The organism is Streptomyces sp. NPDC059166, assembly GCF_042755185.1.
Classification (GTDB): domain Bacteria; phylum Actinomycetota; class Actinomycetes; order Streptomycetales; family Streptomycetaceae; genus Streptomyces.
Window position 1 is genome coordinate 17,206 of record NZ_JBHZCI010000020.1, and the last position, 22,492, is coordinate 39,697.

The 22,492-nt window shown below is 69.9% G+C and carries 20 protein-coding genes and 1 tRNA gene; 12 read left to right on the forward strand and 9 right to left on the reverse strand.

Features of this window, described 5'->3' with window-relative positions; translation table 11 throughout:
• Positions 1–19: 19 nt before the first annotated feature.
• Entirely contained in the window at positions 20–1,165 is a 1,146-nt protein-coding gene (gene hppD, locus ACFXOA_RS17010) for a 4-hydroxyphenylpyruvate dioxygenase (protein ID WP_385028271.1), read from the reverse strand.
• Positions 1,166–1,287: 122 nt separating this feature from the next.
• Between hppD and ACFXOA_RS17015 the strand changes: the two genes are divergently transcribed.
• The 5 genes from ACFXOA_RS17015 to ACFXOA_RS17035 are packed head-to-tail and all read left to right on the forward strand — an operon-like array spanning position 1,288 to position 5,502.
• Entirely contained in the window at positions 1,288–1,761 is a 474-nt protein-coding gene (locus ACFXOA_RS17015; protein WP_385028274.1) for an Lrp/AsnC family transcriptional regulator, read from the forward strand.
• A gap of 16 nt (positions 1,762–1,777) precedes the next feature.
• Positions 1,778–2,425 carry an ABC transporter permease gene (locus ACFXOA_RS17020; RefSeq protein ID WP_362546728.1) on the forward strand — a complete coding sequence of 216 codons (648 nt, stop codon included), beginning with the start codon at positions 1,778–1,780 and terminating at the stop codon, positions 2,423–2,425.
• On the forward strand, positions 2,418–3,689 hold the full coding sequence (locus ACFXOA_RS17025) for a betaine/proline/choline family ABC transporter ATP-binding protein (RefSeq protein WP_385028279.1): 1,272 nt from the start codon (positions 2,418–2,420) through the stop codon (positions 3,687–3,689). The genes ACFXOA_RS17020 and ACFXOA_RS17025 overlap by 8 nt, the downstream gene beginning before the upstream one ends.
• Entirely contained in the window at positions 3,686–4,537 is an 852-nt protein-coding gene (locus tag ACFXOA_RS17030; RefSeq protein ID WP_385028282.1) for an ABC transporter permease, read from the forward strand. The genes ACFXOA_RS17025 and ACFXOA_RS17030 overlap by 4 nt, the downstream gene beginning before the upstream one ends.
• The gene (locus ACFXOA_RS17035) at positions 4,534–5,502 is read left to right on the forward strand and encodes a glycine betaine ABC transporter substrate-binding protein (RefSeq protein WP_385028285.1); all 969 of its coding nucleotides are present in this window, start codon (positions 4,534–4,536) and stop codon (positions 5,500–5,502) included. Before ACFXOA_RS17030 ends, ACFXOA_RS17035 begins: the two co-directional genes overlap by 4 nt.
• 68 nt (positions 5,503–5,570) lie before the next feature.
• Here ACFXOA_RS17035 and ACFXOA_RS17040 read toward each other — a convergent pair whose 3' ends face one another.
• The gene (locus ACFXOA_RS17040) at positions 5,571–6,359 is read right to left on the reverse strand and encodes a S16 family serine protease (RefSeq protein WP_385028288.1); all 789 of its coding nucleotides are present in this window, start codon (positions 6,357–6,359) and stop codon (positions 5,571–5,573) included.
• Positions 6,360–6,432: 73 nt separating this feature from the next.
• On the reverse strand, positions 6,433–7,074 hold the full coding sequence (locus ACFXOA_RS17045; RefSeq protein WP_385028291.1) for an IclR family transcriptional regulator: 642 nt from the start codon (positions 7,072–7,074) through the stop codon (positions 6,433–6,435).
• A gap of 630 nt (positions 7,075–7,704) precedes the next feature.
• On the opposite strand from ACFXOA_RS17045, the gene ACFXOA_RS17050 reads away from it, so the two are divergent.
• Entirely contained in the window at positions 7,705–7,851 is a 147-nt protein-coding gene (locus ACFXOA_RS17050) for a hypothetical protein (protein WP_385028294.1), read from the forward strand.
• Between the two features lie 54 nt (positions 7,852–7,905).
• Here ACFXOA_RS17050 and ACFXOA_RS17055 read toward each other — a convergent pair whose 3' ends face one another.
• Together ACFXOA_RS17055 and ACFXOA_RS17060 are read right to left on the reverse strand one after the other, a co-directional pair.
• On the reverse strand, positions 7,906–9,687 hold the full coding sequence (locus tag ACFXOA_RS17055; RefSeq protein WP_362546749.1) for a DEAD/DEAH box helicase: 1,782 nt from the start codon (positions 9,685–9,687) through the stop codon (positions 7,906–7,908).
• Between the two features lie 201 nt (positions 9,688–9,888).
• Entirely contained in the window at positions 9,889–10,488 is a 600-nt protein-coding gene (locus ACFXOA_RS17060; RefSeq protein WP_385028297.1) for a TetR/AcrR family transcriptional regulator, read from the reverse strand.
• Between the two features lie 106 nt (positions 10,489–10,594).
• Here ACFXOA_RS17060 and ACFXOA_RS17065 point away from each other — a divergent pair, with 106 nt between their 5' ends.
• Positions 10,595–11,419, forward strand: a complete 825-nt coding sequence (locus tag ACFXOA_RS17065) for an SDR family NAD(P)-dependent oxidoreductase (RefSeq protein WP_385028300.1) — start codon at positions 10,595–10,597, stop codon at positions 11,417–11,419.
• A 36-nt stretch (positions 11,420–11,455) separates the two neighbouring features.
• On the opposite strand, the gene ACFXOA_RS17070 is transcribed toward ACFXOA_RS17065, so the two are convergent.
• Positions 11,456–12,916, reverse strand: a complete 1,461-nt coding sequence (locus ACFXOA_RS17070) for an MFS transporter (protein ID WP_385028303.1) — start codon at positions 12,914–12,916, stop codon at positions 11,456–11,458.
• A 182-nt stretch (positions 12,917–13,098) separates the two neighbouring features.
• On the opposite strand from ACFXOA_RS17070, the gene ACFXOA_RS17075 reads away from it, so the two are divergent.
• Positions 13,099–13,173 (forward strand) — tRNA-Cys (locus tag ACFXOA_RS17075).
• Between the two features lie 134 nt (positions 13,174–13,307).
• On the opposite strand, the gene ACFXOA_RS17080 is transcribed toward ACFXOA_RS17075, so the two are convergent.
• Positions 13,308–13,715 carry a hypothetical protein gene (locus tag ACFXOA_RS17080; protein ID WP_385028306.1) on the reverse strand — a complete coding sequence of 136 codons (408 nt, stop codon included), beginning with the start codon at positions 13,713–13,715 and terminating at the stop codon, positions 13,308–13,310.
• Positions 13,716–13,992: 277 nt separating this feature from the next.
• On the opposite strand from ACFXOA_RS17080, the gene ACFXOA_RS17085 reads away from it, so the two are divergent.
• The 4 genes from ACFXOA_RS17085 (at position 13,993) to ACFXOA_RS17100 (ending at position 18,141) form a co-directional block, all read left to right on the forward strand.
• Positions 13,993–14,487 (forward strand): hypothetical protein, encoded by a 495-nt coding sequence (locus tag ACFXOA_RS17085; protein WP_385028308.1) that lies wholly within the window; start codon positions 13,993–13,995, stop codon positions 14,485–14,487.
• A gap of 39 nt (positions 14,488–14,526) precedes the next feature.
• Positions 14,527–16,827: a hypothetical protein gene (locus ACFXOA_RS17090; protein ID WP_385028311.1), complete on the forward strand. Its 2,301-nt coding sequence runs from the start codon at positions 14,527–14,529 to the stop codon at positions 16,825–16,827.
• Between the two features lie 63 nt (positions 16,828–16,890).
• Positions 16,891–17,448 carry a hypothetical protein gene (locus tag ACFXOA_RS17095; protein WP_385028314.1) on the forward strand — a complete coding sequence of 186 codons (558 nt, stop codon included), beginning with the start codon at positions 16,891–16,893 and terminating at the stop codon, positions 17,446–17,448.
• A gap of 129 nt (positions 17,449–17,577) precedes the next feature.
• The gene (locus ACFXOA_RS17100; protein ID WP_385028316.1) at positions 17,578–18,141 is read left to right on the forward strand and encodes a hypothetical protein; all 564 of its coding nucleotides are present in this window, start codon (positions 17,578–17,580) and stop codon (positions 18,139–18,141) included.
• A gap of 127 nt (positions 18,142–18,268) precedes the next feature.
• Here ACFXOA_RS17100 and ACFXOA_RS17105 read toward each other — a convergent pair whose 3' ends face one another.
• A complete protein-coding gene (locus ACFXOA_RS17105) occupies positions 18,269–19,678 on the reverse strand; it encodes a hypothetical protein (protein ID WP_385028319.1) in 1,410 nt (469 codons plus the stop codon).
• Positions 19,679–20,114: 436 nt separating this feature from the next.
• On the reverse strand, positions 20,115–22,448 hold the full coding sequence (locus tag ACFXOA_RS17110; RefSeq protein ID WP_385028322.1) for a xanthine dehydrogenase family protein molybdopterin-binding subunit: 2,334 nt from the start codon (positions 22,446–22,448) through the stop codon (positions 20,115–20,117).
• Positions 22,449–22,492 lie beyond the last annotated feature (44 nt).

Consider the following 22,492-nt stretch of genomic DNA (forward strand, 5'->3'; position numbering starts at 1 on the left):
CCGGCCGCGGCGGGTTCCGTCAGAGGTTTCCGCGCTTCTCCTGCTCGCGCTCGATCGCCTCGAAGAGCGCCTTGAAGTTGCCCTTGCCGAAGCCCATGGAGCCGTGGCGCTCGATCATCTCGAAGAAGACCGTCGGACGGTCCTGGACCGGCTTGGTGAAGATCTGCAGCAGGTAGCCGTCCTCGTCGCGGTCGACCAGGATCTTCAGCTCGCGCAGCGTCTCCACCGGCACCCGGGTCTCGCCGGCCCACTCACCCAGGGTGTCGTAGTAGGAGTCCGGGGTGTCGAGGAACTGCACACCGGCGGCACGCATGGCCCGGACGGACCCGACGATGTCGTTGGTGGCGAGCGCGATGTGCTGGACGCCCGCCTCGCCGTAGAACTCGAGGTACTCGTCGATCTGCGACTTCTTCTTCGCGATCGCCGGCTCGTTGATGGGGAACTTCACCTTGAGGGTGCCGTCTGCGACGACCTTCGACATCAGGGCGGAGTACTCGGTGGCGATGTCGTCGCCCACGAACTCCTTCATGTTGGTGAAGCCCATGACCTCGTTGTAGAAGGTCACCCACTCGTTCATCCGGCCGAGCTCGACGTTGCCGACGCAGTGGTCGACGGCCTGGAAGGTGCGCTTGGCGGGCGGCTCGACGATCGGGTCGGCCGCGACGTAGCCGGGGAGGTAGGGGCCGTCGTAGCCGCCGCGCTCGACCAGGGTGTGCCGGGTCTTGCCGTAGGTGGCGATGGCGGCGAGCACGACGGTGCCGTTCTCGTCCTTCACCTCGTGGGGCTCGGTGATGCCCCGGGCGCCGTGCTCGACGGCGTAGGCGTACGCGGCCCGCGCGTCGGGGACCTCGATGGCGAGGTCGACCACGCCGTCGCCGTGCGCGTGCACGTGGTCGGCGAGGAAGGTGCCCCACTCGGAGGACGCCTTGACGACCGACGTGAGGACGAAGCGGGCGGAGCCGTTGGTCAGGACGTAGCTCGCGGTCTCCCGGCTGCCGTTCTCCGGGCCGGAGTAGGCGACGAGCTTCATGCCGAAGGCGGTCGAGTAGTAGTGCGCCGCCTGCTTGGCGTTGCCCACCGCGAAGACCACCGCGTCCATTCCCTTGACCGGGAAGGGGTCGGCCTGCCGGGCGGTGTCCGGGGTGGTGTGCACAGTCTCAGTCATGTCCGAAGGTTCCCGCCGCTTCGCAAGGTGCGCAACAGTTCGCGAAACGCCTGGTCAATCTGTCCAGTGAACGGTCAGGATGAGCGGACTATCTGTACAGGCTGACCATCAGGGGGCGGACCATGGCGATCGACGGACTCGACGGCCGGCTCATCGTGCTGCTGGCCCGGGAGCCCCGTATCGGCGTGCTCGAGGCGTCCCGGCGGCTCGGGGTGGCACGGGGCACGGTGCAGGCGCGGCTCGACCGTCTTCAGTCCAATGGCGTCATCCGCGGCCTCGGACCGGACGTGGACCCGGCGGCGCTCGGCTACCCGGTCACCGCGTTCGCCACGCTGGAGATCAAGCAGGGCCAAGGCTCCGACGTGCGGGCCCATTTGAGCGGTGTGCCGGAGGTCCTGGAGCTCCACACCACGACCGGGCACGGGGACATGCTCTGCAGGCTCGTGGCCCGTTCCAACGCCGACCTTCAGCGGGTGATCGACCTGGTGGTCGGCTTTGATGGGATTGTCCGGGCCTCCACGGCGATCGTCATGGAAAACCCGGTGCCCCTGCGTATTATCCCGCTGGTTGAGCAGGCTGCAGGGGACACCGACTGAGCCTACGGAGCACCATGTGAACTTCTGGGAGTATTTGGGCACCCGCCACCAGCAACTGCTCACCGACACGTATCAGCACGCCAGCGCCGTCTTCCAGTGCATGGTCATCGCCACCCTTCTCGGCGTGCTGATCGGTGTGGTCAGCTACCGCAGCAACTGGGGCGGGTCGCTCGCGATCACGTCGACCTCGGCGATCCTCACCATTCCGTCGCTCGCCGCGATCGGTCTGCTGATCCCCCTGGTCGGTCTGGGGGTCCCGCCCACCGTGATCATCCTGACCCTCTACGGGCTGCTGCCCATCGTCCGCAACTGCATCGTCGGGCTGCGCGGGGTCGACCCCGCCCTCGTCGACGCGGCGAAGGGCATCGGCATGTCCCGGACCCGTCGGCTGCTGAAAGTCGAACTGCCCCTCGCATGGCCGCCCATCCTCACCGGCATCCGGGTCTCCACCCAGATGCTGATGGGCATCGCCGCCATCGCCGCCTACGCCTCGGGCCCCGGACTCGGCAACGAGATCTTCCGCGGCCTCGCCTCACTCGGAAGCGCCAACGCCATCAACCAGGTCCTCGCCGGCACGATCGGCATCGTCATTCTCGCCCTGCTCTTCGACGCCGCGTACGTACTGCTCGGGCGGCTCACCATCCCTAGGGGGATCCGTGCCTGAGACCGTCACCGCGCAGGCGGATTCCACCCCGGCCCGCCCGGCCACCACCTCCGGCGCCACCATCCAGCTGGAGAACCTCAGCAAGTCCTACCCCGGCAGCCCCTCCCCCGCCGTGGACGACGTGTCCATGGACATCAAGGCCGGTGAGACGGTGATCCTCGTCGGTCCTTCGGGCTGCGGGAAGTCCACCACCCTGAAGATGATCAACCGGCTGATCGAGCCGACCTCCGGGCGGATCAGGATCAACGACGAGGACGTCACCGACATGGATCCGGTGAAGCTCCGCCGGAAGATCGGCTACGCGATCCAGTCCTCGGGTCTCTTCCCGCACATGACGGTCGCCGAGAACATCGCGCTCGTGCCGAAGATGACCGGCTGGTCGAAGTCCGGGGTGAAGGACCGCGTCGAGGAGATGCTCGACCTGGTCGGGCTCGACCCCCGGGAGTTCCACGGCCGCTACCCTCGCCAGCTCTCCGGAGGCCAGCAGCAGCGCGTCGGTGTGGCACGGGCCCTGGCAGCGGACCCGCCGGTGCTGCTCATGGACGAGCCGTTCGGCGCCGTCGACCCGATCACCCGTGACCACCTCCAGGACGAACTGATCCGTCTTCAGCACGAGCTGCACAAGACGATCGTCTTCGTCACCCACGACTTCGACGAGGCCATCAAGCTCGGCGACCGTATCGCGGTGCTCCGGGAGCGGTCCCACATCGCGCAGTTCGACACCCCCGAGGCCATCCTCACCAACCCGACGGACGACTTCGTCTCCGGTTTCGTCGGTGCGGGCGCGGCCCTGAAGCGGCTCAACCTCACCCGGGTACGGGACGTCGGCATCGCCGAGTTCCCCACGGTGACCGTCGAGGACCCGCTCCAGTCGATCTTCAACAAGCTGCGGGCCGGCCAGCACAACGAACTGCTGATGCTGGACCGCAACAACCGCCCCTACAAGTGGCTGCGGCGCGGCGACCTGAGCCGGGCCAAGGGCTCACTGGCCCGTGCCGGGCAGCTGGTGCACGACACGGTGACCCGGGACGCGACGCTCCACGACGCGCTGGAGGCGGTGCTGACCGACAGCGGCGGCCGGGTCGCGGTGACGGGGCGGCGCGGGGAGTTCATCGGCGTCGTCGACATGCAGACCCTGATGAACTCGGTGCAGGAGCTCCTGGAGGCGGACCGCCTCGCGGCGATGGAGCACGAGCACGACCTGGAGGAGCTGCGCTCCCACCGGACGGAGCAGGAGCTGGAAGGGGGTGACGGCGGACTGTGACCCCCAGTCATCAGGCTCCCCCCAAGGGGGAGCGCCCGCCCGGCGAACACGAGGTGGGGGGCAAGGTCTTCCGCGACGAGGAGAGCGAGCCCGTCTCGCATCCCGCGCCGGCCCGGCGCATCACCTGGAAGAAGCTCGTCGTGGTCCCGGCCGTCTGCGCGGTCGTGCTCGTGGTCACCTACCTGTGGATCTCCAACGTCGAGCTCGACTCGATCGCGGAGAACTCACTGGCCGGTGACAACGTGCAGGTCCGCTGGTGGCAGCACGTCAGGCTGACCGCGATCTCCACCTTCTGGGTGCTGGTCATCGCGATCCCGCTGGGCATCGCGCTGACCCGCCGCGGGATCAGGAGGGCAGCCCCGGTCGTCACCGCCTTCGCCAACATCGGCCAGGCCACTCCCGCGATCGGTCTGCTGGCCCTGCTGGTGATCTGGCTGGGCATCGGCCCGTCGACGGCCATCACCGGCATGGTGATCTACGCCGTCCTGCCCGTGCTCTCCAACACGGTCGCGGGCCTGAACGCCATCGAGCCGACGCTCGTGGAGGCGTCCAAGGGCATCGGCATGTCGCCGATGGGCACCCTCACCAGGGTCGAGCTGCCGCTCGCGGTACCGCTGATCCTGGCCGGTGTCCGTACGGCGCTCGTACTCAACGTGGGCACGGCGACGCTTGCCACCTTCGGCGGTGGCGGCGGACTCGGCGACCTCATCACCTCGGGGATCCAGACGCAGCGCATGCCCGTGCTGATCCTCGGATCCGTGCTGACGGTGGTGCTGGCACTGCTGGTGGACTGGCTGGCCTCGCTGGTCGAACTGTGGCTGACGCCGCGCGGGCTGGAGGAAGCATGAGGATACGAACGGGCCTCGCATCGGCGGCCGCGCTCGCCCTCCTGCTCACGGGGTGCGGGCTGAAGAGCGGTTCACCGATGGTGGACGAAGTGGAACCGGGATCCATCGGCAAGGGGCAGCCCCTCAAGGGTGCCTCGCTGACGGTGACCTCGAAGAACTTCAGCGAGAACATCGTCCTCGGCCAGATCATGGGGCTGGTCTTCAAGGCGGCCGGCGCGGAGGTACTGGACCGGACGAACCTGCCGGGGTCGATCAGTGCGCGCGAGGCGGTGGTCAAGGGCGACGCCGACGCGCTGTACGACTACACGGGCACGGCGTGGATCACCTACCTGGGCCACGCCAAGCCGATCGTCGACCCGCAGGAGCAGTGGAAGGCGGTGCGTGACGAGGACCTGGGCAACGGGGTGACCTGGCTGCCGCCGTCCACGCTCGACAACACGTACGCCCTCACGATCAGCAAGAAGAACAACGCCAAGTACCACCTGAAGAACCTGTCCGACGTCGCCGCGCTCGCGAAGAAGGACCCCAAGGCCGTGACGGTCTGCGTGGAGAACGAGTTCGCCTCGCGTGACGACGGGCTTCCCGGCATGCAGAAGCACTACGGGATGAAGCTTCCGGCGGCGAACATCAAGAAGATGGACGCGGGGATCATCTACACCCAGGTGAACTCGGGCGGCTGCCTGCTGGGCGAGGTGTACACGACGGACGGCCGGATCAAGGCGATGAACCTCGACGTCCTGGAGGACGACAAGCAGTTCTTCCCCAACTACAACGCCTCTCCCCTGATCCACACGGCGACGCTGGAGAAGTACCCCGAGATCGCCTCGCTGCTGGCCCCGGTGACGAAGAAGCTCACCACCCCGCTCGCCCAGGAGCTCAACTCCAAGGTGGACGTGGACGGGGAGGACCCGCACGAGGTCGCCCTGGACTGGCTGGTGCAGGAAGGATTCATCCAGGAGAACTGACCGCACCGCAGAACGGCCCTCGCCGGGGCCCGCACCGCGCAGTACGCGCGGTGCGGGCCCCGGTCATGTCAGCAGCTCGGGACCTTGCCGCCCTCGTCCAGGGCGCGCAGCGAGGACACCGCGCTCTTCAGTGTCGTGACGGGGATGAGCCGCAGGCCGTCGGGGCGCTCGGCCTCGGCCTGCCTGCACTCGGCCTTCGGCACGAGGAAGACGGTGGCGCCGTCGCGGCGGGCGGCCTGCGTCTTGAGGGAGACCCCGCCGACCGCGCCGACCGTACCGTCGGCGTCGATGGTGCCTGTCCCGGCTACGGTGCGGCCGCCGGTCAGGTCGCCGCCGGAGCCGTTGCCGTCCAGCTTGTCGATGATGCCGAGGGAGAAGAAGAGTCCCGCGCTGGGCCCGCCGACGTCGGCGAGGTGGAGGGTGACGTCCACGGAGCCGGGCTTCCGGTCCAGGTACTCCAGCGCTGCGTCGACGGCCGCGTTCTGCGACTTCTCCATGTCCTGGAGGTTGTGCTGTTCGATCTCCGTCTCGGAGCCGCCGGTCGGATAGACCGAGTCCCGCGGCATGACGGCGCGGTCCGTACGGAACCAGCTGTCGACGATGTCCCCGATCCCGACGTCGGCCGTGGGACTCGTCGCCAGGATGGTCGTCATCCGCAGCTCTCCGTCGGTGGGGCGGGTCGGGGCGCCCTTGATCGTGATGACCGGCTTGCCCTTGTCGTCGCCGAGCACGTCCGCCGTGGTACCCGGCTGCGCCACGGTGAAGGGCAGCGGCGCGAGGACGGCCGCGGCGAGCAGCCCGAGGACGGGCAGCGCGCAGAGAGCGAGGACGCGGGGGCGGGAGAGACGAATGGCCACCCGCCCAATCTAACCGCCGGCGTGCCCCGGCCAGGACCGCCCCGGTCGTACGGGCGGTCCCGGCCCGGAGGCTCTAACGCAGCGCGTCGGCGACCTCACGGGCTGCGTCGAGGACCCGGGGCCCCACCCGTTCCGGCACGGCGTCGGCGAGCATGACGACGCCCACGCTGCCCTCCACCCCCGACACCCCGACGAGCGGGGCGGCCGCCCCGCAGGCGCCGGCTTCGAGCTCGCCCTGGGTGAGGGTGTAGCCGGGGTGGTCGACCGTCTTCTGCCGGGCGGTGAGGATCGCCCGGCCCGCGGCGCCCCGGTCCAGTGAGTGGCGGAAGCCGGCCCGGTAGGCCACGTGGTAGTCCGTCCAGGTCGGCTCGACCACGGCGACGGCGAGCGCTTCCGCTCCGTCGACGAGTGTGAGGTGGGCGGTGGCCCCTATGTCCTCGGCCAGGGAGCGCAGCGCGGGCAGCGCGGCCTCCCGGACGAGGGGATGCACCTGCCGGCCCAACCGCAGGACGCCGAGCCCCACGCGCGCCCGGCCGCCCAGGTCACGCCGGACGAGGGCGTGCTGTTCCAGGGTGGCCAGCAGGCGGTAGACGACGGTGCGGTTGACCCCGAGTTTGTTGGACAACTCGGTGACGGTCAGGCCGTGATCGGTATCGGCGAGCAGCTTGAGGACACGCAGTCCTCTGTCGAGCGTCTGGGAAGTCTCCGCGGTCACGACGCCCTCTCCCTCGTGGTGAAGCGGGGCGGTTGTCTCTACGGGGTCCGTCGGCGCCGGTCCCACGGCGCGACGCACCGAGAGGCCGCCGACTGGCCATGGCACCGGCTGCGCTCCGCGGCCACATTGCCACGGGGCGTTCATGTTTCGGGGAGATTAGCGAGAGGGTCCGCTCAGCGGAAGCCCTCGTCCAGAATCCGGTCCCGCCGCGCGCTCGCCCCGAATAACCCCCGGTCAGCGGAAGACCGTTCGGAACCCGGACATCTACGCGCGTTCACGTCACGCGACTCCAGGCAACGCTCCGTACAACGCGGGTGAACCGTTGTTAACCCAGCGTGAAAAGTATCGAGAAAAATCTTCACCCCGGGGCGCCCGCCTCCTGCACACGCGCCCTTGAACACCGCGTGCGCGCCCGGGACCCGCACCTCGGAGCGCACGCCCTCGGCATGGCGCACACCCAGGCGGACACCGCATCGAATGAGCCAGAATCGCCGTCCACCGCCCGACGCCGGGCCCGCCTCACTCCGCTTGATGTACGGCTGTCGTACGACCGAGCGGCAGGGCCCGGCTCACGGGGAGGGTGACCGTGAATGGGAGAAGACCACTCCGCACATAAGGGCAGGACTCACCGTGACGAAAAGCCAGGTCGCCCCCGACGGTACGGACAAGGACCAGATCACCGTCCTCACTGCGGCGTCCCGCGCCCTGGCGGACGAACTCGGCTGCGCCGCACAGGCGAAGCTGCCCACGGAGGTACCCGACGCTCTCTCCGGATGACACCCCGGATCCGGTGCGGGACGGCCTCATGCCGTCCCGCACCGGGTCCCGGGCTCACCGCATCCGGGTGGCCCACTCCTGGACCTTCTTGATCCGGTCCTGGATCTGCCCGGCCGTCGCCTCCGCGCTCGGCGGGCCGCCGCACACCCGGCGCAGTTCGTTGTGGATCACCCCGTGCGGCTTGCCGCTCTGGTGGGTGTACGCCGACACCATGGTGTTGAGCTGCTTGCGCAGTTCCAGCAGCTTCTTGTGGGTGACGACGGGCCGCCCCTCGGCCGGCTTCTCCAGCAGGTCGGCCTCCTCGGCGGGCTTCTGCCTGCTGTGGGCGATCTGCCGGGTCTGCCGCTTCTGGAGCAGCAGCTGCACCTGGTCGGGTTCGAGGAGGCCCGGGATGCCGAGGTAGTCCTGCTCCTCCTCGCTGCCCGGGTGGGCCTGCATGCCGAACTCGGCGCCGTCGTAGAGCACCCGGTCGAACACGGCGTCGGATTCCAGCGCCTCGAAGGGCAGTTGGTCCTCGGTCTCCTCGTCCTCGAGCTTCTCGGCGTCGGCGAGGAGCTGGTCCTCCTCGGCGAAGGGGTTCTCCTCGTCGCTGCCCTTCTTCGGCTTGTCGAGGACGTGGTCGCGCTCGACCTCCATCTCGTTGGCGAAGTCGAGCAGCATCGGGATGGTCGGCAGGAACACCGACGCGGTCTCGCCGCGCCTGCGTGAGCGCACGAATCGCCCGACGGCCTGGGCGAAGAAGAGGGGCGTGGAGATCGTCGTGGCGTACACGCCGACCGCTAGGCGCGGGACGTCGACGCCCTCCGACACCATGCGGACCGCGACCATCCAGCGCGAGGTGTCGTGGCTGAAGGCGTCGATGTTCTTGGACGCGGCCTTCTCGTCGGAGAGGACCACGGTCGGCTTCTCGCCGGTCACCGACTTGAGGATCTTGGCGTAGGCGCGCGCCGACTCCTGGTCGGTGGCGATGACCAGCCCGCCCGCGTCCGGGATGCCCTTGCGGACCTCGGTCAGCCGCTTGTCGGCGGCGGCCAGCACGTTGGGGATCCAGTCACCGGTGGGCGAGAGAGCGGTACGCCAGGCCTGCCCGATGGCGTCCTTGGTCATCGGCTCGCCGAGCCGTGCGGCGATCTCGTCCCCGGCCTTGGTGCGCCAGCGCATGTTGCCGCTGTAGCTGAGGAAGATCACCGGGCGGACCACGCCGTCGGCGAGGGCGTTGCCGTAGCCGTAGGTGTAGTCGGCCGAGGAGCGGCGGATGCCGTCGTTGCCCTCCTCGTACGCGACGAAGGGGATCGGGTTGGTGTCGGACCGGAACGGCGTACCGGTGAGCGCGAGGCGCCTGGTGGCGGGGTCGAAGGCCTCCTGGCATGCCTCGCCCCAGGACTTGGAGTCACCGGCGTGGTGGATCTCGTCGAGGATCACCAGCGTCTTGCGCTGCTCGCAGCGGTTTCGGTGCAGCATCGGGCGTACGCCGACACCGGCGTAGGTGACCGCGACCCCGTGGTACTCCTTGCTGAGCGGTCCGGCGCTGTAGTCGGGGTCGAGCTTGATCCCTATGCGGGCGGCCGCCTCCGCCCACTGCTTCTTGAGGTGCTCGGTGGGCGCCACGACGGTGACCTGCTGCACCACGTGGTGGTGCAGCAGCCATGAGGCGAGGGTCAGCGCGAAGGTGGTCTTCCCCGCGCCGGGGGTGGCGACGGCGAGGAAGTCGCGCGGCTGGTCCTGGATGTACCTGTCCATCGCGCCCTGCTGCCAGGCTCGCAGCTTGCCGGCCGTGCCCCAGGGGGCGCGGCCGGGAAAGGCGGGTGAGAGGTGGTGGGAGGCGGTAGTAGTCACGGTCTCCGGTTCGGGGCACTCGGGTACGTGGGGGCGCTGGCCGTACGGACCGGAACGGGCCCGCACGCGATACGACAACCGGGCCACCCTACCGGCGCGCGGGCCCGGACCCGCTATGACCGACCGCGCCACCGTGGCGCTGAGACCGGCCTCACAGCGGGCGCGCGGCCGGCGCCGCACGGCACCTCGGCCGTCCTCGGATCAGGGCCGGAAGGCCCTGAGCGTGGCGTCGACGAGGGCGTCGGCGTAGTCGGCGGTCAGCGGGCCGCCGCGGTGCAGCCACCGCTGGAAGAGCGGCGCGTAGAGCATCGCAAGGACCAGGTCCAGGTCGGCGTCGGGGGCGAGCTGACCGGCCCGCTGGGCGCTGCGCAGGCGTGCCTTCTTCGCTTCCTCCAGGGGTCGGTCCAGCTTCTCGCGGTACTCGGCCGCCAGTTCCGCGTCGTTGGCGATCTCCGTGTTGAGGGCGCGGATCAGGCGGTCGAAGGACGGGTCGCCGAACTCCTCGACCGTCGCGCGCATGACGAGCTTGAGGTCGGCCGAGACGTCGCCGGTGTCGGGCAGTGCGAGCGAGGAGGTGTCCGCGTCCTCGCTCAGCTCCAGGACGGCGGCGAAGACGACCGCGCTCTTCGTCGGCCACCTCCGGTAGATCGTCTGCTTGCCGACGCCCGCGCGGGCGGCGATGCCCTCGACCGTGACCTTCTCGTACGTCTCCTCGGCGACCAGGGCGCGGGTCGCCGTGAGGATCGCCTGCCGGGACCGTTCCTTGCGCCGGGAGTGATCCGGCCCCTTCTCGGTGAGCATGGGCACAGCTTACCGAAACGAGACGCACCGTATTGCCAACCGGTCGGCCAGGCCCTACTCTTCTCAAAACGAGACGCACCGTCTCCTTTACTGAGAGTGAGATAACGTGACCGACGCACGAGTCTGGCTCATCACCGGCGCGTCCCGCGGCCTGGGCAGGGCCTTCGCCGAGGCCGCCCTGGCGGGCGGTGACCGGGTGGTGGCGGCCGCCCGCGACGTCACGCCCCTGAAGGAACTGGCCGAGAGACATCCCGGCCATCTGCTCCCGCTGCCCCTGGACGTCTCCGACCGCCGGCAGGTGTTCGACGGGGTGGAGCGCGCGGCAGCCGAGTTCGGCGGGCTGGACGTGGTCGTCAACAACGCCGGCGGAATGCTCTACGGCATGGTGGAGGAGGCCGGCGAGGAGCAGATCCGGGCCCACATGGATGTGAACTTCTTCGGCGCCGTGTGGGTGGCGCAGGCGGTCCTGCCCCACCTGCGGACCGCCCGGGACGGCGGACGCCTCCTCCAGGTCACCTCGATGGGCAGCGGCGGAGGCATGGCCACCGTCGGCTTCTACGGCGCGGGCAAGGCGGCTCTGGACTCGGTCAGCGAGGCGCTGGCCATGGAGGTGGAACGCTTCGGCGTCAAGGTCACCGTCCTGCAGATGGGCGGCTACGACACCGGCCTCTTCACCACGGGCACCACCGCGACGGAACCCCTGGAGCGCTACCAGCCGCTGCGTACCGAGATGGAGGCCATGTGGGGTGACGCCGCCTCCCCCGCCCCTGAGACCGCCGCTCCGGTCGTCATGGAACTGGTGTCCATGCCGGCCCCGCCCCGGCGGCTGATCGTCGGCGGCCAGTCCTTCGACCAGGTCATGGAGATGCGGCGGGCCCAGGAGGAGCACTACAGGGCGTGGGAGGGGCTCAGCCGCCTGGCCCCGGGGTGAGGGGCCGCCGGGGGTTCGCCACAGACCCCGTACCCCTCAGGGGCTCGTCCGCACCCGGGTGGCGACCCACACGCCCACGGCGGCCACCGCGGCCATCGGCAGGAACACCACGGTGAACGCCCCCGGGTGGGCCCCGGCAGCACTCGTGGACCCGTGCGCGGCCGCGCCCACCGCTCCGCCCCCGAGCGCGGCGAAGGCGGCACCGCCCGCCGCGAGCAGCAGCACGTTGGACAGCCCGTCGGCGATCTGGAGGGAGGCGGAGTTGGCTCCCGCCTCCTCCGGCGCCGACAGCTTCAGCAGCAGCACGCTCGTGGAGGCGATCACGATGCCCATCCCGAAGCAGCCGACCGCCCAGACCGCGGCCAGGGTCCACGCCGGGACGGCCTCGATCAGCACGCTCGGGGCGGCGACGATCGCGAGCGTCACCAGGACCATTCCGGCGACCATGAGGGCCCCCTTGTGGGGCTCCAGGCGGGGCCTGGCCAGGACGTACGAGCCGAGGGCCCAGGTGAGTCCGCCGGCGGCCAGGGAGAGGCCGGCCAGCGTCGGGGACATCCCTCGCTGGGTGACGAGCATCAGCGGGACGAAGGACTCGGCGACGATGAAGGAACCGGCCGCGATGCCCCGCAGCAGGATCACCGCGGGCAGCCCCCGCGCCGCCCGCAGGGTGCCCCGGGGCAGCAGCCCGCGTACGGCCGGTACGAGCAGGGCGGCACCGGCCGCCGCCGGGACCAGGGACAGCCACCGCAGCTCCTGGCCCGCGTACTGGAGCAGCCCGGCGCCCGCCGAGATCCCGAGGGCGAGCCGGATGCGGCGCATGTCGAACGGCTCCGAGGCGGCCGCCGCGTCCGTGGGACCGCCGGCCATGCGACGGATCGCCGGCAGGGCCAGCCCCAGCGGCAGCAGGATCAGGACCGGGATGCCGACGAAGACCCAGCGCCAGCCGAGGTGCTCGGTGACGGTTCCCGAAGCGAGTGGCCCGACGACGGAGGGGACGATCCAGGCCGCGGAGAACGCGGCCATGATGCTGGGCCGGATCCGCTCCGGGTAGGCCCGACCGATGACGACGTACAACGCCACGATGACGAGCCCGCCGCCGATGCCCTGGACCGCGCGGCCCAGGATGAACGCCAGCATGTTCGCCGCCGTGCCGGAGAGCAGCAGCCCGGCCCCGAAGGCGCCGATGCCCGTGGCGAGGGGGGCGAGCGGGCCCCGCCGGTCGGCCCACTGCCCGGAGAGGACCATGGCGAAGAGGCTGGTGGTGAAGTACGCGGAGAAGGCGAAGGCGTAGAGCGGGATGCCGTGCAGTTCCCTGGCCGCCACCGGCATCGCGGTGCCGACCGCGGTCGCCTCGAAGGCGATGAGCAGCACGACGGAGACGATCCCGATGCTGAGCGCCCGGTGGGTCCGGCCCAGGATGCCTTCCGCCGGTTGCACGACGGTGGTCTCGACGATGGTGGCGGTGACCTCGGCGTCACGGGGTTCCAGGGCAGACATGGGATTCAGGGTAAGTGCCGTGGCCCCGGGTGACCCCTGTCGGTGGGCGGTATCCGGCTGGTCCCTTCGACGTAGGCCCGTCCGCTGTTTCATGAACGCGGCATGGCAGTCACGTTGCCGCACGCCCGCACCCCTTGGCCGGCTCGACCGGGGCCCGTACGGTCGGGAGCAGATCAACGCACGGCCGTGTGCCCGAGAGGCTCAGGGGCTCGACTGCAACTCGAGTTACACCGGTTCGAATCCGGTCACGGCCTCCACGCGGGAGAACCCGAAAGGCGACGGCCGCCCCCATGCTGCGGGGGCGGCCGTCGTCTTCGTCCCCGCGGCCGCACCGACCAGCTCCCCCGGCTCCAAGCGCGGTGTGCCTCACACTCGGGCCCCCACCCCGCACTCAGGGTTTCGGCTGGGCCTTCTGCCGGGCGCGCTCCTGAGACTCCTGCATCTCGAGGATTCGGAAGACATGGGAACTCGCCCGCTTGCGTGCGCTCCCGCTGGTGAACAATGCCGCACCCGCGACAGCGGGCGGCACGGCAAGAAATCCGAGTCCGAGGAGCTCCGGCCAGTCTCGCTCGGCGCTGCACAGCTTCCCCGCCCCCTGGCTGTACGAGCTGCTCTCGCTGTCGTAGAACACCGGTGCCTCACAGGCGATTTCGTCCTGGTAGTCGTGCACGGTGAACGGGATCATCAGCAAGTAACCCAGCCAGAGGAACAGGGCTGCGGACACCGCCATCAGGCCCGCCCCCCAGCCCTGTTGCCGTCCGGCGACACGGTCGAATTCCTGTCGGGCCGGCCATTGCATGAGTAGTCTCCCGTCGGTTGTCCGGCTCTGTTGCCCGCTGAGGATCGTACGGACGTATCCGGCCCCGATGGGCCGGTGCCGTGAACGGACCGCATGCGGGGCCGTTCGACCCCACCCCGACGATTCCGCCGAGTTCTCCACAAGATGCCCACACCAGTGCTCCTGGTTCGGACTCCGCCCAAGTAGACGCCCTGACAGGTTGCTAGCTTGGTCTGCAAGCCTGGACGCCCACCGGGGCACGCGGGCGCAGGACGAGCAGGCGGGGGAAGGGTTACCCATGGCATGGGACGAGTGGGAGCAACTGAAGACGCAGGCCGCCGATCGGCGGTCGACCGGTATGCAGTTGAACCAGCTCGACCCCGGAGGCGGGGGCTCTGCGACTCTGCCGGGACAAACGGGTGACCTCAAGGTGGGGCACAGCGATCTGGTGAAGATCGGCAGCCAGGCGCACGGCCTCTACAACGACCTCTGGAACAAGGCCCGGGTGGCCGTTCCCAGCAGCGACAAGGCCGCCGGTGACCTGAGCGGTCAGGGCTTCGCGCTGGGCGGCGGGCTCAAGCACGTGTCGACCCGGTGGGACGAGCAGCTGAAGTCGCTCATGGACGCCTGTGCCCACATCTCCAACCACATGCAGGTCACCAAGAAGGTGCACGCCGGTGACGAGGCCTACATCCATCGGGCGGTGAGCAGCATCGATGCCCTGGATGCCGGATTCGACGAACGGGTCGGCGAGCCGGGCGAGAAGAACCCGGCGTACGAGCCGAAGAAGTAACGGCGCGGCCACAGAGTCATACAGGAGAAACGACACCTCATGGATCTCAACGCGCTGCGCTTCGCCAACTTCACCACGCTGGACGAGGCGGTCTCGGACTGGGGCCTGCTCGTACGGCACCTCGTCGAACTGAAGAGGCAGGCCGAGGACGGGCTGCACAAGGCCGCCAACTCGGCCGACTGGACCGGTCTGAACGCCCAGGTCACCAAGGAATTCGTCGGCAAGACAGCTGGCGAGTTCGGAGACGCCCACACACAGGCCGACACCATTCACAAGATCCTCACCGACACCCGGGACGAGCTGCGCCAGTACAAGAAGGATCTCGAGGCCGCCATCAGCCGGGGTCAGAAGAAGAATCTGACCGTCACCAGCACGGGCGGCGGCGGTTTCACCGTCACCATGAACATCCACCCGGACCGGGCGGCCCGGGGCACCACCGTGCCGGACCACAGCGAGAGCGATGTCACCGCGCTGCGCGACGAGGTGCAGGCGATCCTCAAGAACGCCTCGGAGAGTGACGAGTCGGCGAGCAAGGTGCTGACCGCAATAGCCGACCAGGCCAGAATGGGCTTCTCGGACGCCGACTACAAGGACCGCGACTCCGCGGCGGAAGCAGTCCAGGCGGCTGAGGACCTCGCCAAGATCGCGGCGAAGAATCCCGAGGACCTCACGCCCGCCGACTTCGACAGGATCAACAACGGCCTGGAGAAGTACAAGGACGATCCGCTGTTCTCCGAGCGGTTCGCCACGCAGCTCGGCCCCAAGAAGACCCTCGAGTTCTGGCAGGGCATCAACGACCCCGCCATGAACCCCTCCCTCGGCCAGGAACGGGTCGACAAGTTCGACGACCTCCAGCGCAATCTCGGGATGACGCTCGCCACCGCCACGCAGAGCGACTCCGCCGACATGACGAGCTGGAAGGGCAACATGATCAAGCTCGGAGAGCAGCCCATCGGGCGGGACGGCGGCGGGCCCATGGGCTTCCAGGTCATGAGCAACCTGATGCGCACCGGCGACTACGACGACCAGTTCCTCAAGAGCTACGGCACCAAGCTCATGGAGACGGAACGCAAGCTCACGGGCAACGGCGAGCACGCAAACATGGCGTGGCAGCACATGGGCATGGACCCGTGGCTCAACAGGATCGGTGACGACAGCGGGGACGACCCGCTGACCGGCTACCTCAAGGGTCTGTCCAACAGTCCGGACGCGGCGACCGACTTCTTCAACGAGGAGTACGTCTCCAAGGACGACTCCCCCTTCGAGCGCGACACGGACGGCAACGGCAAGAACGGGAAGGTCCCGCTCTCCAACTTCCAGTACCTCTTCGAGGAGCGGGAGTGGCCGCAGGAGACAAACCTCAAGGGCGACGACGACATCACCGGCCGCAACAATCTCGCTCTCGCCTTGGAGGCCGCCACCACCGGGCACCCTGCGGGCGAGCTGCCGACGGCAGACACACCCGCGCACAACGAGGGGCAGACCAAGCTGTTCGAGTCGCTCGTGGCCTCCGTCTCGGACGACAACGAACGGCTCACGAAGTACAACTACATGTCCGACAGCATCGGGCAGATCACCTCGGAGTACCTGCCTGACATCAACCGGGCCATGACCGACGACCAGGACGAGGACACCAACAGGCTGTTCCCCGTCGCCGGCAGCTCCGCGACGCTCAACCATCGTGACGTGACGGCCCTGTTGGTGACTGTCGGTCAGAACCCCGAGGGGTATGCCGCAGTGGAGGTGGCCAACAAGCAGTACATGGCGAACCTCATGGACTACCACATGAACCCGGACCTGCCGGCCGACCAGCGGTACTCCAATGACACGCAGTTCGCCGTCGATCAGATTGCTTTCGGGTCGGGCGAGGTGTCCGGCACTCTGGCCATCGGCCGTCAGGAGGCGGTCGCCGGCCCCGCCGAAGAGGCCGACAAGAAATTCGATCAGTCCGTGGGACAGTGGAAGAACGCCATCTCGGGGGGCATTGGCACCGGCATCGGCGTCGGCACTTCGTTCATCGCCAGCCCGGTCGGCGGTGCGGTGGCCGGCGGTGTGGCGGGGACGGCGAGCAGCATGGTCCTCGAAGCCCTCTTCAAGGACGTCGAGGGCCATGCCAAGGACGACGCGGGCGCTGTCATCGGTGAGAAGTGGGAGAGCGGTCTTGATCAGAACGCGGCGTACACCGAGAAGGCTGTGGAGAACGCGGCGAAGGCGCACAACCGTGACGACCTGATGGACAACAGCTCCGACGAGAAGGCGCGCGCACGCGCTCACGAGGGGTTTCAGGCCGCGGGTGTCAACGCCACTTTCATGGCGCCACACTTGCGGACGGAAATCTGACCGACATTCCGGGCACAACGCCCGCCGCGTCATCTCTGTTCGAATCCAGAAAGGCTTTTCACGTTGTCTGCCCGTTCAACTCTCCGGCGTCACCGGTCCATCGGCACTGCCGCTTCCCTGTCGGCAGTCGTCGTCCTCGCCGCCGGCCTGTCGGCGTGCTCCGGCGACGACCAGCCCAAGAAGGCCTACACCGTGCCCACGTCGCTGTGCGGGGTCGACGTCGATCCCGCACAGGTGAAGGCCGTGCTGCCGGGCGGAGATGCCCTCTCCTCGGCACCCTCCCGGCCGAACGGCGGGACGACTCGCTGCGACGTGTCCGTGGACGGCAGGAAGGCCCTGCGCCTGGCCCAGACATGGTGGAACAGGACAGAGACGGCAATGGCCGTCGCGGCAGCGTACGACGGCACGGACGGCGGGGCGACGACCGACGACTACCGATTCGTTTACGCCGGAAAGGCGGGTGTGGGCAAGGTCCAGTCGTGCACGTCGTCGGAACACCCGGAGATGGCTCTCTTCACGATCATCCAGGTCTTGGACTCCGGTATCGACGACCAAGCCGCCATGAAGAGCCTGACCACCGACTACACCAAGGCCGTCGAGCAGTCGACGGCCTGTGAGTGACCTCGCCGCGCGGTGAGAGCCGGGAGAACCGCGCCTGCGGGGCGTCCGGGACCGTCGGCCTGATATGCCGTGGGTGTAGAGGCATACTCTGCCACCTTGCCCTGTCGCGGGATCACGGGAGTTCACCCAATGGCCGTCGTCGTCCTCTTGTTCGTCATAGCCGCCGTGTTCCTCGTCATCGCGCTGGTCGGCCCCTACCGGCTCTACTGGCAGGCCCGTCCTCACGCACCGCGACAGCCGTCGGACGGCGCACTCGCGGTGGGGCGGGTCGTCGCGTTCGGGGTTGCCGGGATCTTCGTCTTCGGTGGCTGCTCGGTCCAGGCGAGCATCGACCAGGCGACCTGGAGTGCGAGCGAGGTCCGGGAGGCCGCCGAGGACGCGGCCGAGTCCCTGGCCACCGACACCCAGATCCGCCGCGACCCGACGGACGGCTACACCTCGCTCATCGAGGCGGCCGTCGGAACGGCCGGCGAGGACCAGGGTCCGTCGTACAGGATTTCCGTGGAACGGGCCGGCGAGGGGCAGGACTACGAGATAGCGGCGGACGGGAGCGACACCACCGTCTGCATGCACGTAACGGAGAATGCCTCCGCGGAGGGCGGAGTCTTCGTCCCGGGCGCGGGCGCGGATGGCAGCAGCAACTCCATCCCGGAGTACGAGCTGACCGCCACCGTCGACGACGGCGCCTGCTGAGGGATCCAGCGGGCCCGTGCTGCCACTGACCACGCACGCGGTCAGCCCGTGGCCGCGCCCGCCACGGATGCGGTCCAGGCGGAGGGGTGACGGTGAAGGCGGGGCCGTCGGTGGCCTTGGAGCTCGCTCAGTGCGCCGGCCAGCCCAGGCGTTCCCTGGCGTTCCCCAGGTCGGCGGTGAGCGCGTCGCTCATCGGGTCTCCGGCTCGTTCCAGCATGTCGACGAGAACGGCCGCTCCGGCCAGGGCGCTCTCCTCGGCCTCGCGCAGCGGCACGATCACGGTGGAGTCGCCGGTGTTCAGGGTGGTCCAGCGGTGGGCGGCATCGCAGAGGAGCAGCGCCTCCCAGAATGCGCGCAGTGCCGCGGGAAGGCGGTCGGATGCGATCAGCTGGTGGCCGATCCGGGCGAGCGAAGTGACCTGACGTGGAACCGCGTTGACCACGTTCATCCGTCCGGTGGCCGAGAACCTGGTTCCGTCCCCGCCGCAGAGGGAAAGTCGCAGCGTCCGGATCTCCATCGGATCCAGGACGGCGGCCCGACCTCCGCCTGCGAGTCTGGTGGACTCCGTACGCTCCGCCTCCAGCAGTGCCTCCCGCAGACTCGGCGCAAGCACCGAAGCGAACTCCCGCTCCATCTCCGCGATCCGATCATGCGACCCACGGGCGGCCATGGCCAGATGTCCGGCCGCCTCCGCGTCACGCCCGGCCTCTCTCAGGTGGACTCCGATCCGGGCATGAGCCCCGGGACTTCCGGCCCCGCCGAGTTCCGCGGCCTCCAGAATCACGCCGTCCACCGCCAGGGCCGCGTCCCACTGCCCACGCGCCGCCTCCAGCATGGAGACGACGGGTGCGGCGAGACCGATCGCGTACGGGATCGCTTCCGGGCCGATCCGGCCCATCTCCTGGTATCGGGCGAGGGACTCCTGGCCGCATTCCAGAGCCAGTTCGTGGTCCCCTACCCGCAGTTGGATCCTCGCCCCCACCGCGAGGATGCGGGCGGCGTCCCCGGATCGGTCCGAGAGGGGAGTGAAGGCTCCCGCCCGCATGTACCCGCCGATCGACATGTCCAGATCGCTGAGGGCACTGAAGGGACGGTCCCACTCGGCATATGTCCGGGCCCTTCGCAGCCGGACGTCGGCCGTCAGCAGGACCGCGGGAACGGGACCCGTCTCCTGCCGGTCACCCCGCTGCTCACCCTCCTTCCGGGCGGCGAGCTGATCCGACTCCATCCGCTGGTACAGCTCCTCGGCCTGGTCCAGGGATGCGACGGCACCGGTCATGTCTCCGGCATCAGCCCTGGCCCGTCCCATGGCGTAGAGCAGCCCCGCCCTGGCCTGGGGAAGCTCAGGCAGGTCCGGTGAGGCTGCGTCGAGACGGTCCAGGGCGTCCAGCGCCCGCGCGAACTCGGCGAGCGCCTGTGCCGGCCCCTGGCTCTGCTCGGCGGCGAGCCCTCGTTCGTAGGCCGTCCCGTACTCCTGGATCGCCCTCTCGGTACGATCCCGGTCCTGCGAGACTCCCCGTCGCCGGAATATCTTCATCTTCCGCATTTCCCCCTTGAGTTGACTGCAGCCCGCCGTCCGGTGAAACGTCGGCATCCTGTCACGGCGTCTCCACCGGACGCCGCCGTTCACTTCGAAGGGTCCGTCACGGGTTCCCCGGCCGACCGGCTTGTGCCGGTGTGCCGGTGCGCGTGGGGGGGTGTCGGCAAGGCGTGCGGCGCCCGCGATCGGCGGACGGCCGGACCGCGCGGGTGCACGGGGGTGCGGGTGCGCGGGGGTGTCGTCCTCTTGTTCGTCACAGCCGCCGCGTTCCCCACCACCGCGCCGGTCGGGGCCCAGCCGTCCAGCCCCGTCGCTCAGGGACGCGCGTCAGGTTGCGGAGGCTCGCGACGAGGGAAGGCCCGGCGGTCGGGTCCCGTGTCCCGGGACCCGATCCCCCCTGGTGCACGCGTGGCTCACAGCCACATGTGAGGTGTTACGACCTGGCCGCCGCCACCGCTGCCTGCGGCCGGATCGGGAGGCGGTTGACGGGGCGGCCCGTGGCGGCGCGTACCGCCGAGGCCACGGCCGCCGGAGAGGTGACCACCGGGACCGCCGAGGCCGCCTTCGCGCCGAAGGGAGCGACCACGTCACGCTCCTCGACCAGCTTGACGATCCGGATGTCCGGCGCGTCCAGCGCCGTCGGCAGGGCGTACCCGGTGAGGTCCGGGTGGCGGATGATCCCGCGGGCGGTACGGAGGTTCTCCGTCAGGGCCGCGCCGATGCCCTGGGTGACGCCCGCCTCGATACGGGTCGCCAGCTGGGCGGGGTTGAGGACACGGCCCACGTCCTGGGCGACGGCCATCTCGACCACCCGGACGGAACCGAGCTCGATGTCCACGTCGACGACCGCGCGGACCGCGCAGAACGCGAGGCCCACGAAGGCGTCGCCCTGGCCCGCCTCGTCCAGGGGCTCGGTGGGGTGCGGGCGGCACTGGGCGGTGGCCCAGAGCTCCTTGCCGTCCATCGCCTCCGTGACCGTCGTCGAGAGCACCCCGTCGTACGAGGTGATCTTGCCGTCGGCGATCTGGAGGAGCTCCGTGGACATCCCGAACTTGTGGGCCAGAGGCTGGAGGAGCTGGGTGCGGACCATCTTCGCGGCACGCTCGATCGCACCGCCCGAGACCCAGGTGTGGCGTCCGTGCGTGGCCGCGCCGGCGGGCGGCTGGTCGCTGTCGACCGCCGCCACGTGCACCTCCTCGACGCCCAGGGTCTCCTGGACGATCTGGCGGGCGAGCGTGGTGAACCCCTGGCCCGTCTCGACGGCGGCGCAGATGACGGTGGCGACACCGTCGTGGACGCGGACCGTGGCCGTGGAGACCTCGTCGGCGCCCTCCGCTCCGAGCATGTGGACCATGCCCAGGGCGTAGCCCACCCCCCTGCGGACGGCACCCGGCTCCCCCGCGCCCTCCGGGCCGCCGGGGAGCAGCCACTCGTCCTCCGGGGCGTCCTTGGGGAGCACCGGGAGGGGGAAGTCGCGCAGTGCGCCGAGGAGTTCGGCGACGGGCGCGGGGCAGGTGACGGTCTGGCCGGTGGGGAGTATGTCGCCCGTGGCGAGGGCGTTGCGCTCCCGGAGTTCGAGCGGGTCGATGCCGAGCTTGGCCGCGAGCTTGTCCATCTGGCCCTCGTACGCGGCGCAGACCTGCAGGGCGCCCTCGCCCCGTACGTGCCCGGAGGGCGGGTTGTTGGTGCGGACGGCCCAGCCCTCGATGAAGGCGTGCGGGACGACGTACGGGCCGCAGGCGAAGGCCACGGCCGCTGCGAGGGATTCGGACGAGGCGTCGGCGTAGGCGCCCGCGTCGAGCAGGATCTGTGCCTCGACCTTGACCAGTCTGCCGTCGGCGTCCGCGTGGTGGCGGTAGCGCAGCAGGGTGGGGTGCCGGTGGGCGTGCCCCAGGAAGGACTCCTCGCGGGTGGCCGCCAGTTTGACGGGGCAGCCGGTGCGCAGGGCGAGGAGGCCCAGCGGGATCTGGAAGCCCGGGTCCTCGCGGTCGCCCGTCGCTCCGGGGACACCGGTGACGACGACCTTGACCCGTTCGGGGTCCAGGCCGAAGCAGGCGGCGGCCAGATCCCGGTCGGTGTGCGGGTCGGTGGAGGCGGTGTAGAGCTCGACGCCTCCGTCGGGCCGGGGTACGGCGAGCCCGGCCTCGGCGCCGATCGGGGCGGGGTCCTGGCGGCCGATGCGGTAGAGGCCCTCGACGATGACCTCGCCGACGGTGTCCGGGTCGCCGTAGCGGAGCGGGATGTGGCGGATCAGGTTGCCGTCGGGGTGCAGGGGTTCCGCGGCGAACGCCTTCTCGGGGTCGGTGACCGGTTCGAGGACCTCGTAGTCGACGGTGATCGCGGCGGCCGCCAGCCGGGCGGTGTCGGGGTGGTCGGCTGCGACCGCGGCGATGGCCTCGCCGTGGTGGCGTACGAGCTCGGAGGCGAACACCGGGCGGTCGACGATGCTGCGGCCGTACGAGCCGTCGCCGGGGATGTCCTCGTGGGTGACCACGGCGCGGACCCCGGGCATGCCCGCGGCACCCGTCGTGTCGATGGACCGGATCCGCGCGTGCGGGTGTGGGGAGCGCAGCACCGCGGCCCACAGCAGCCCCTCGGCCCACAGGTCGGCGGCGTAGGGGAAGGTGCCCTCGGTCTTGGCCCGGGCGTCGGCGGGCGGCAGCGAGGTGCCCAGTCCGAGCGCGGGCGGTTCCTGGTCCGGGCCGGTGCCCTCGGGCGGCGCCGTCGTGCGGGGGGTGCTGGTCGCGGTGGCTGCGTCGCTGGTCACGCCGCCTCCTTGTCATTCGCTGCGCGGCGGCTTCTGGTGGGGAT

Bases quoted from the DNA above. Each gene is read 5' to 3' on its own strand.
- hppD (WP_385028271.1), bottom strand. From the start codon at position 1,165: ATGACTGAGACTGTGCACACCACCCCGGACACCGCCCGGCAGGCCGAC.
- ACFXOA_RS17015 (WP_385028274.1), top strand. From the start codon at position 1,288: ATGGCGATCGACGGACTCGACGGCCGGCTCATCGTGCTGCTGGCCCGG.
- ACFXOA_RS17035 (WP_385028285.1), top strand. From the start codon at position 4,534: ATGAGGATACGAACGGGCCTCGCATCGGCGGCCGCGCTCGCCCTCCTG.
- ACFXOA_RS17060 (WP_385028297.1), bottom strand. From the start codon at position 10,488: ATGCTCACCGAGAAGGGGCCGGATCACTCCCGGCGCAAGGAACGGTCC.
- ACFXOA_RS17070 (WP_385028303.1), bottom strand. From the start codon at position 12,916: ATGTCTGCCCTGGAACCCCGTGACGCCGAGGTCACCGCCACCATCGTC.
- ACFXOA_RS17080 (WP_385028306.1), bottom strand. From the start codon at position 13,715: ATGCAATGGCCGGCCCGACAGGAATTCGACCGTGTCGCCGGACGGCAA.
- ACFXOA_RS17085 (WP_385028308.1), top strand. From the start codon at position 13,993: ATGGCATGGGACGAGTGGGAGCAACTGAAGACGCAGGCCGCCGATCGG.
- ACFXOA_RS17090 (WP_385028311.1), top strand. From the start codon at position 14,527: ATGGATCTCAACGCGCTGCGCTTCGCCAACTTCACCACGCTGGACGAG.
- ACFXOA_RS17100 (WP_385028316.1), top strand. From the start codon at position 17,578: ATGGCCGTCGTCGTCCTCTTGTTCGTCATAGCCGCCGTGTTCCTCGTC.
- ACFXOA_RS17105 (WP_385028319.1), bottom strand. From the start codon at position 19,678: ATGAAGATATTCCGGCGACGGGGAGTCTCGCAGGACCGGGATCGTACC.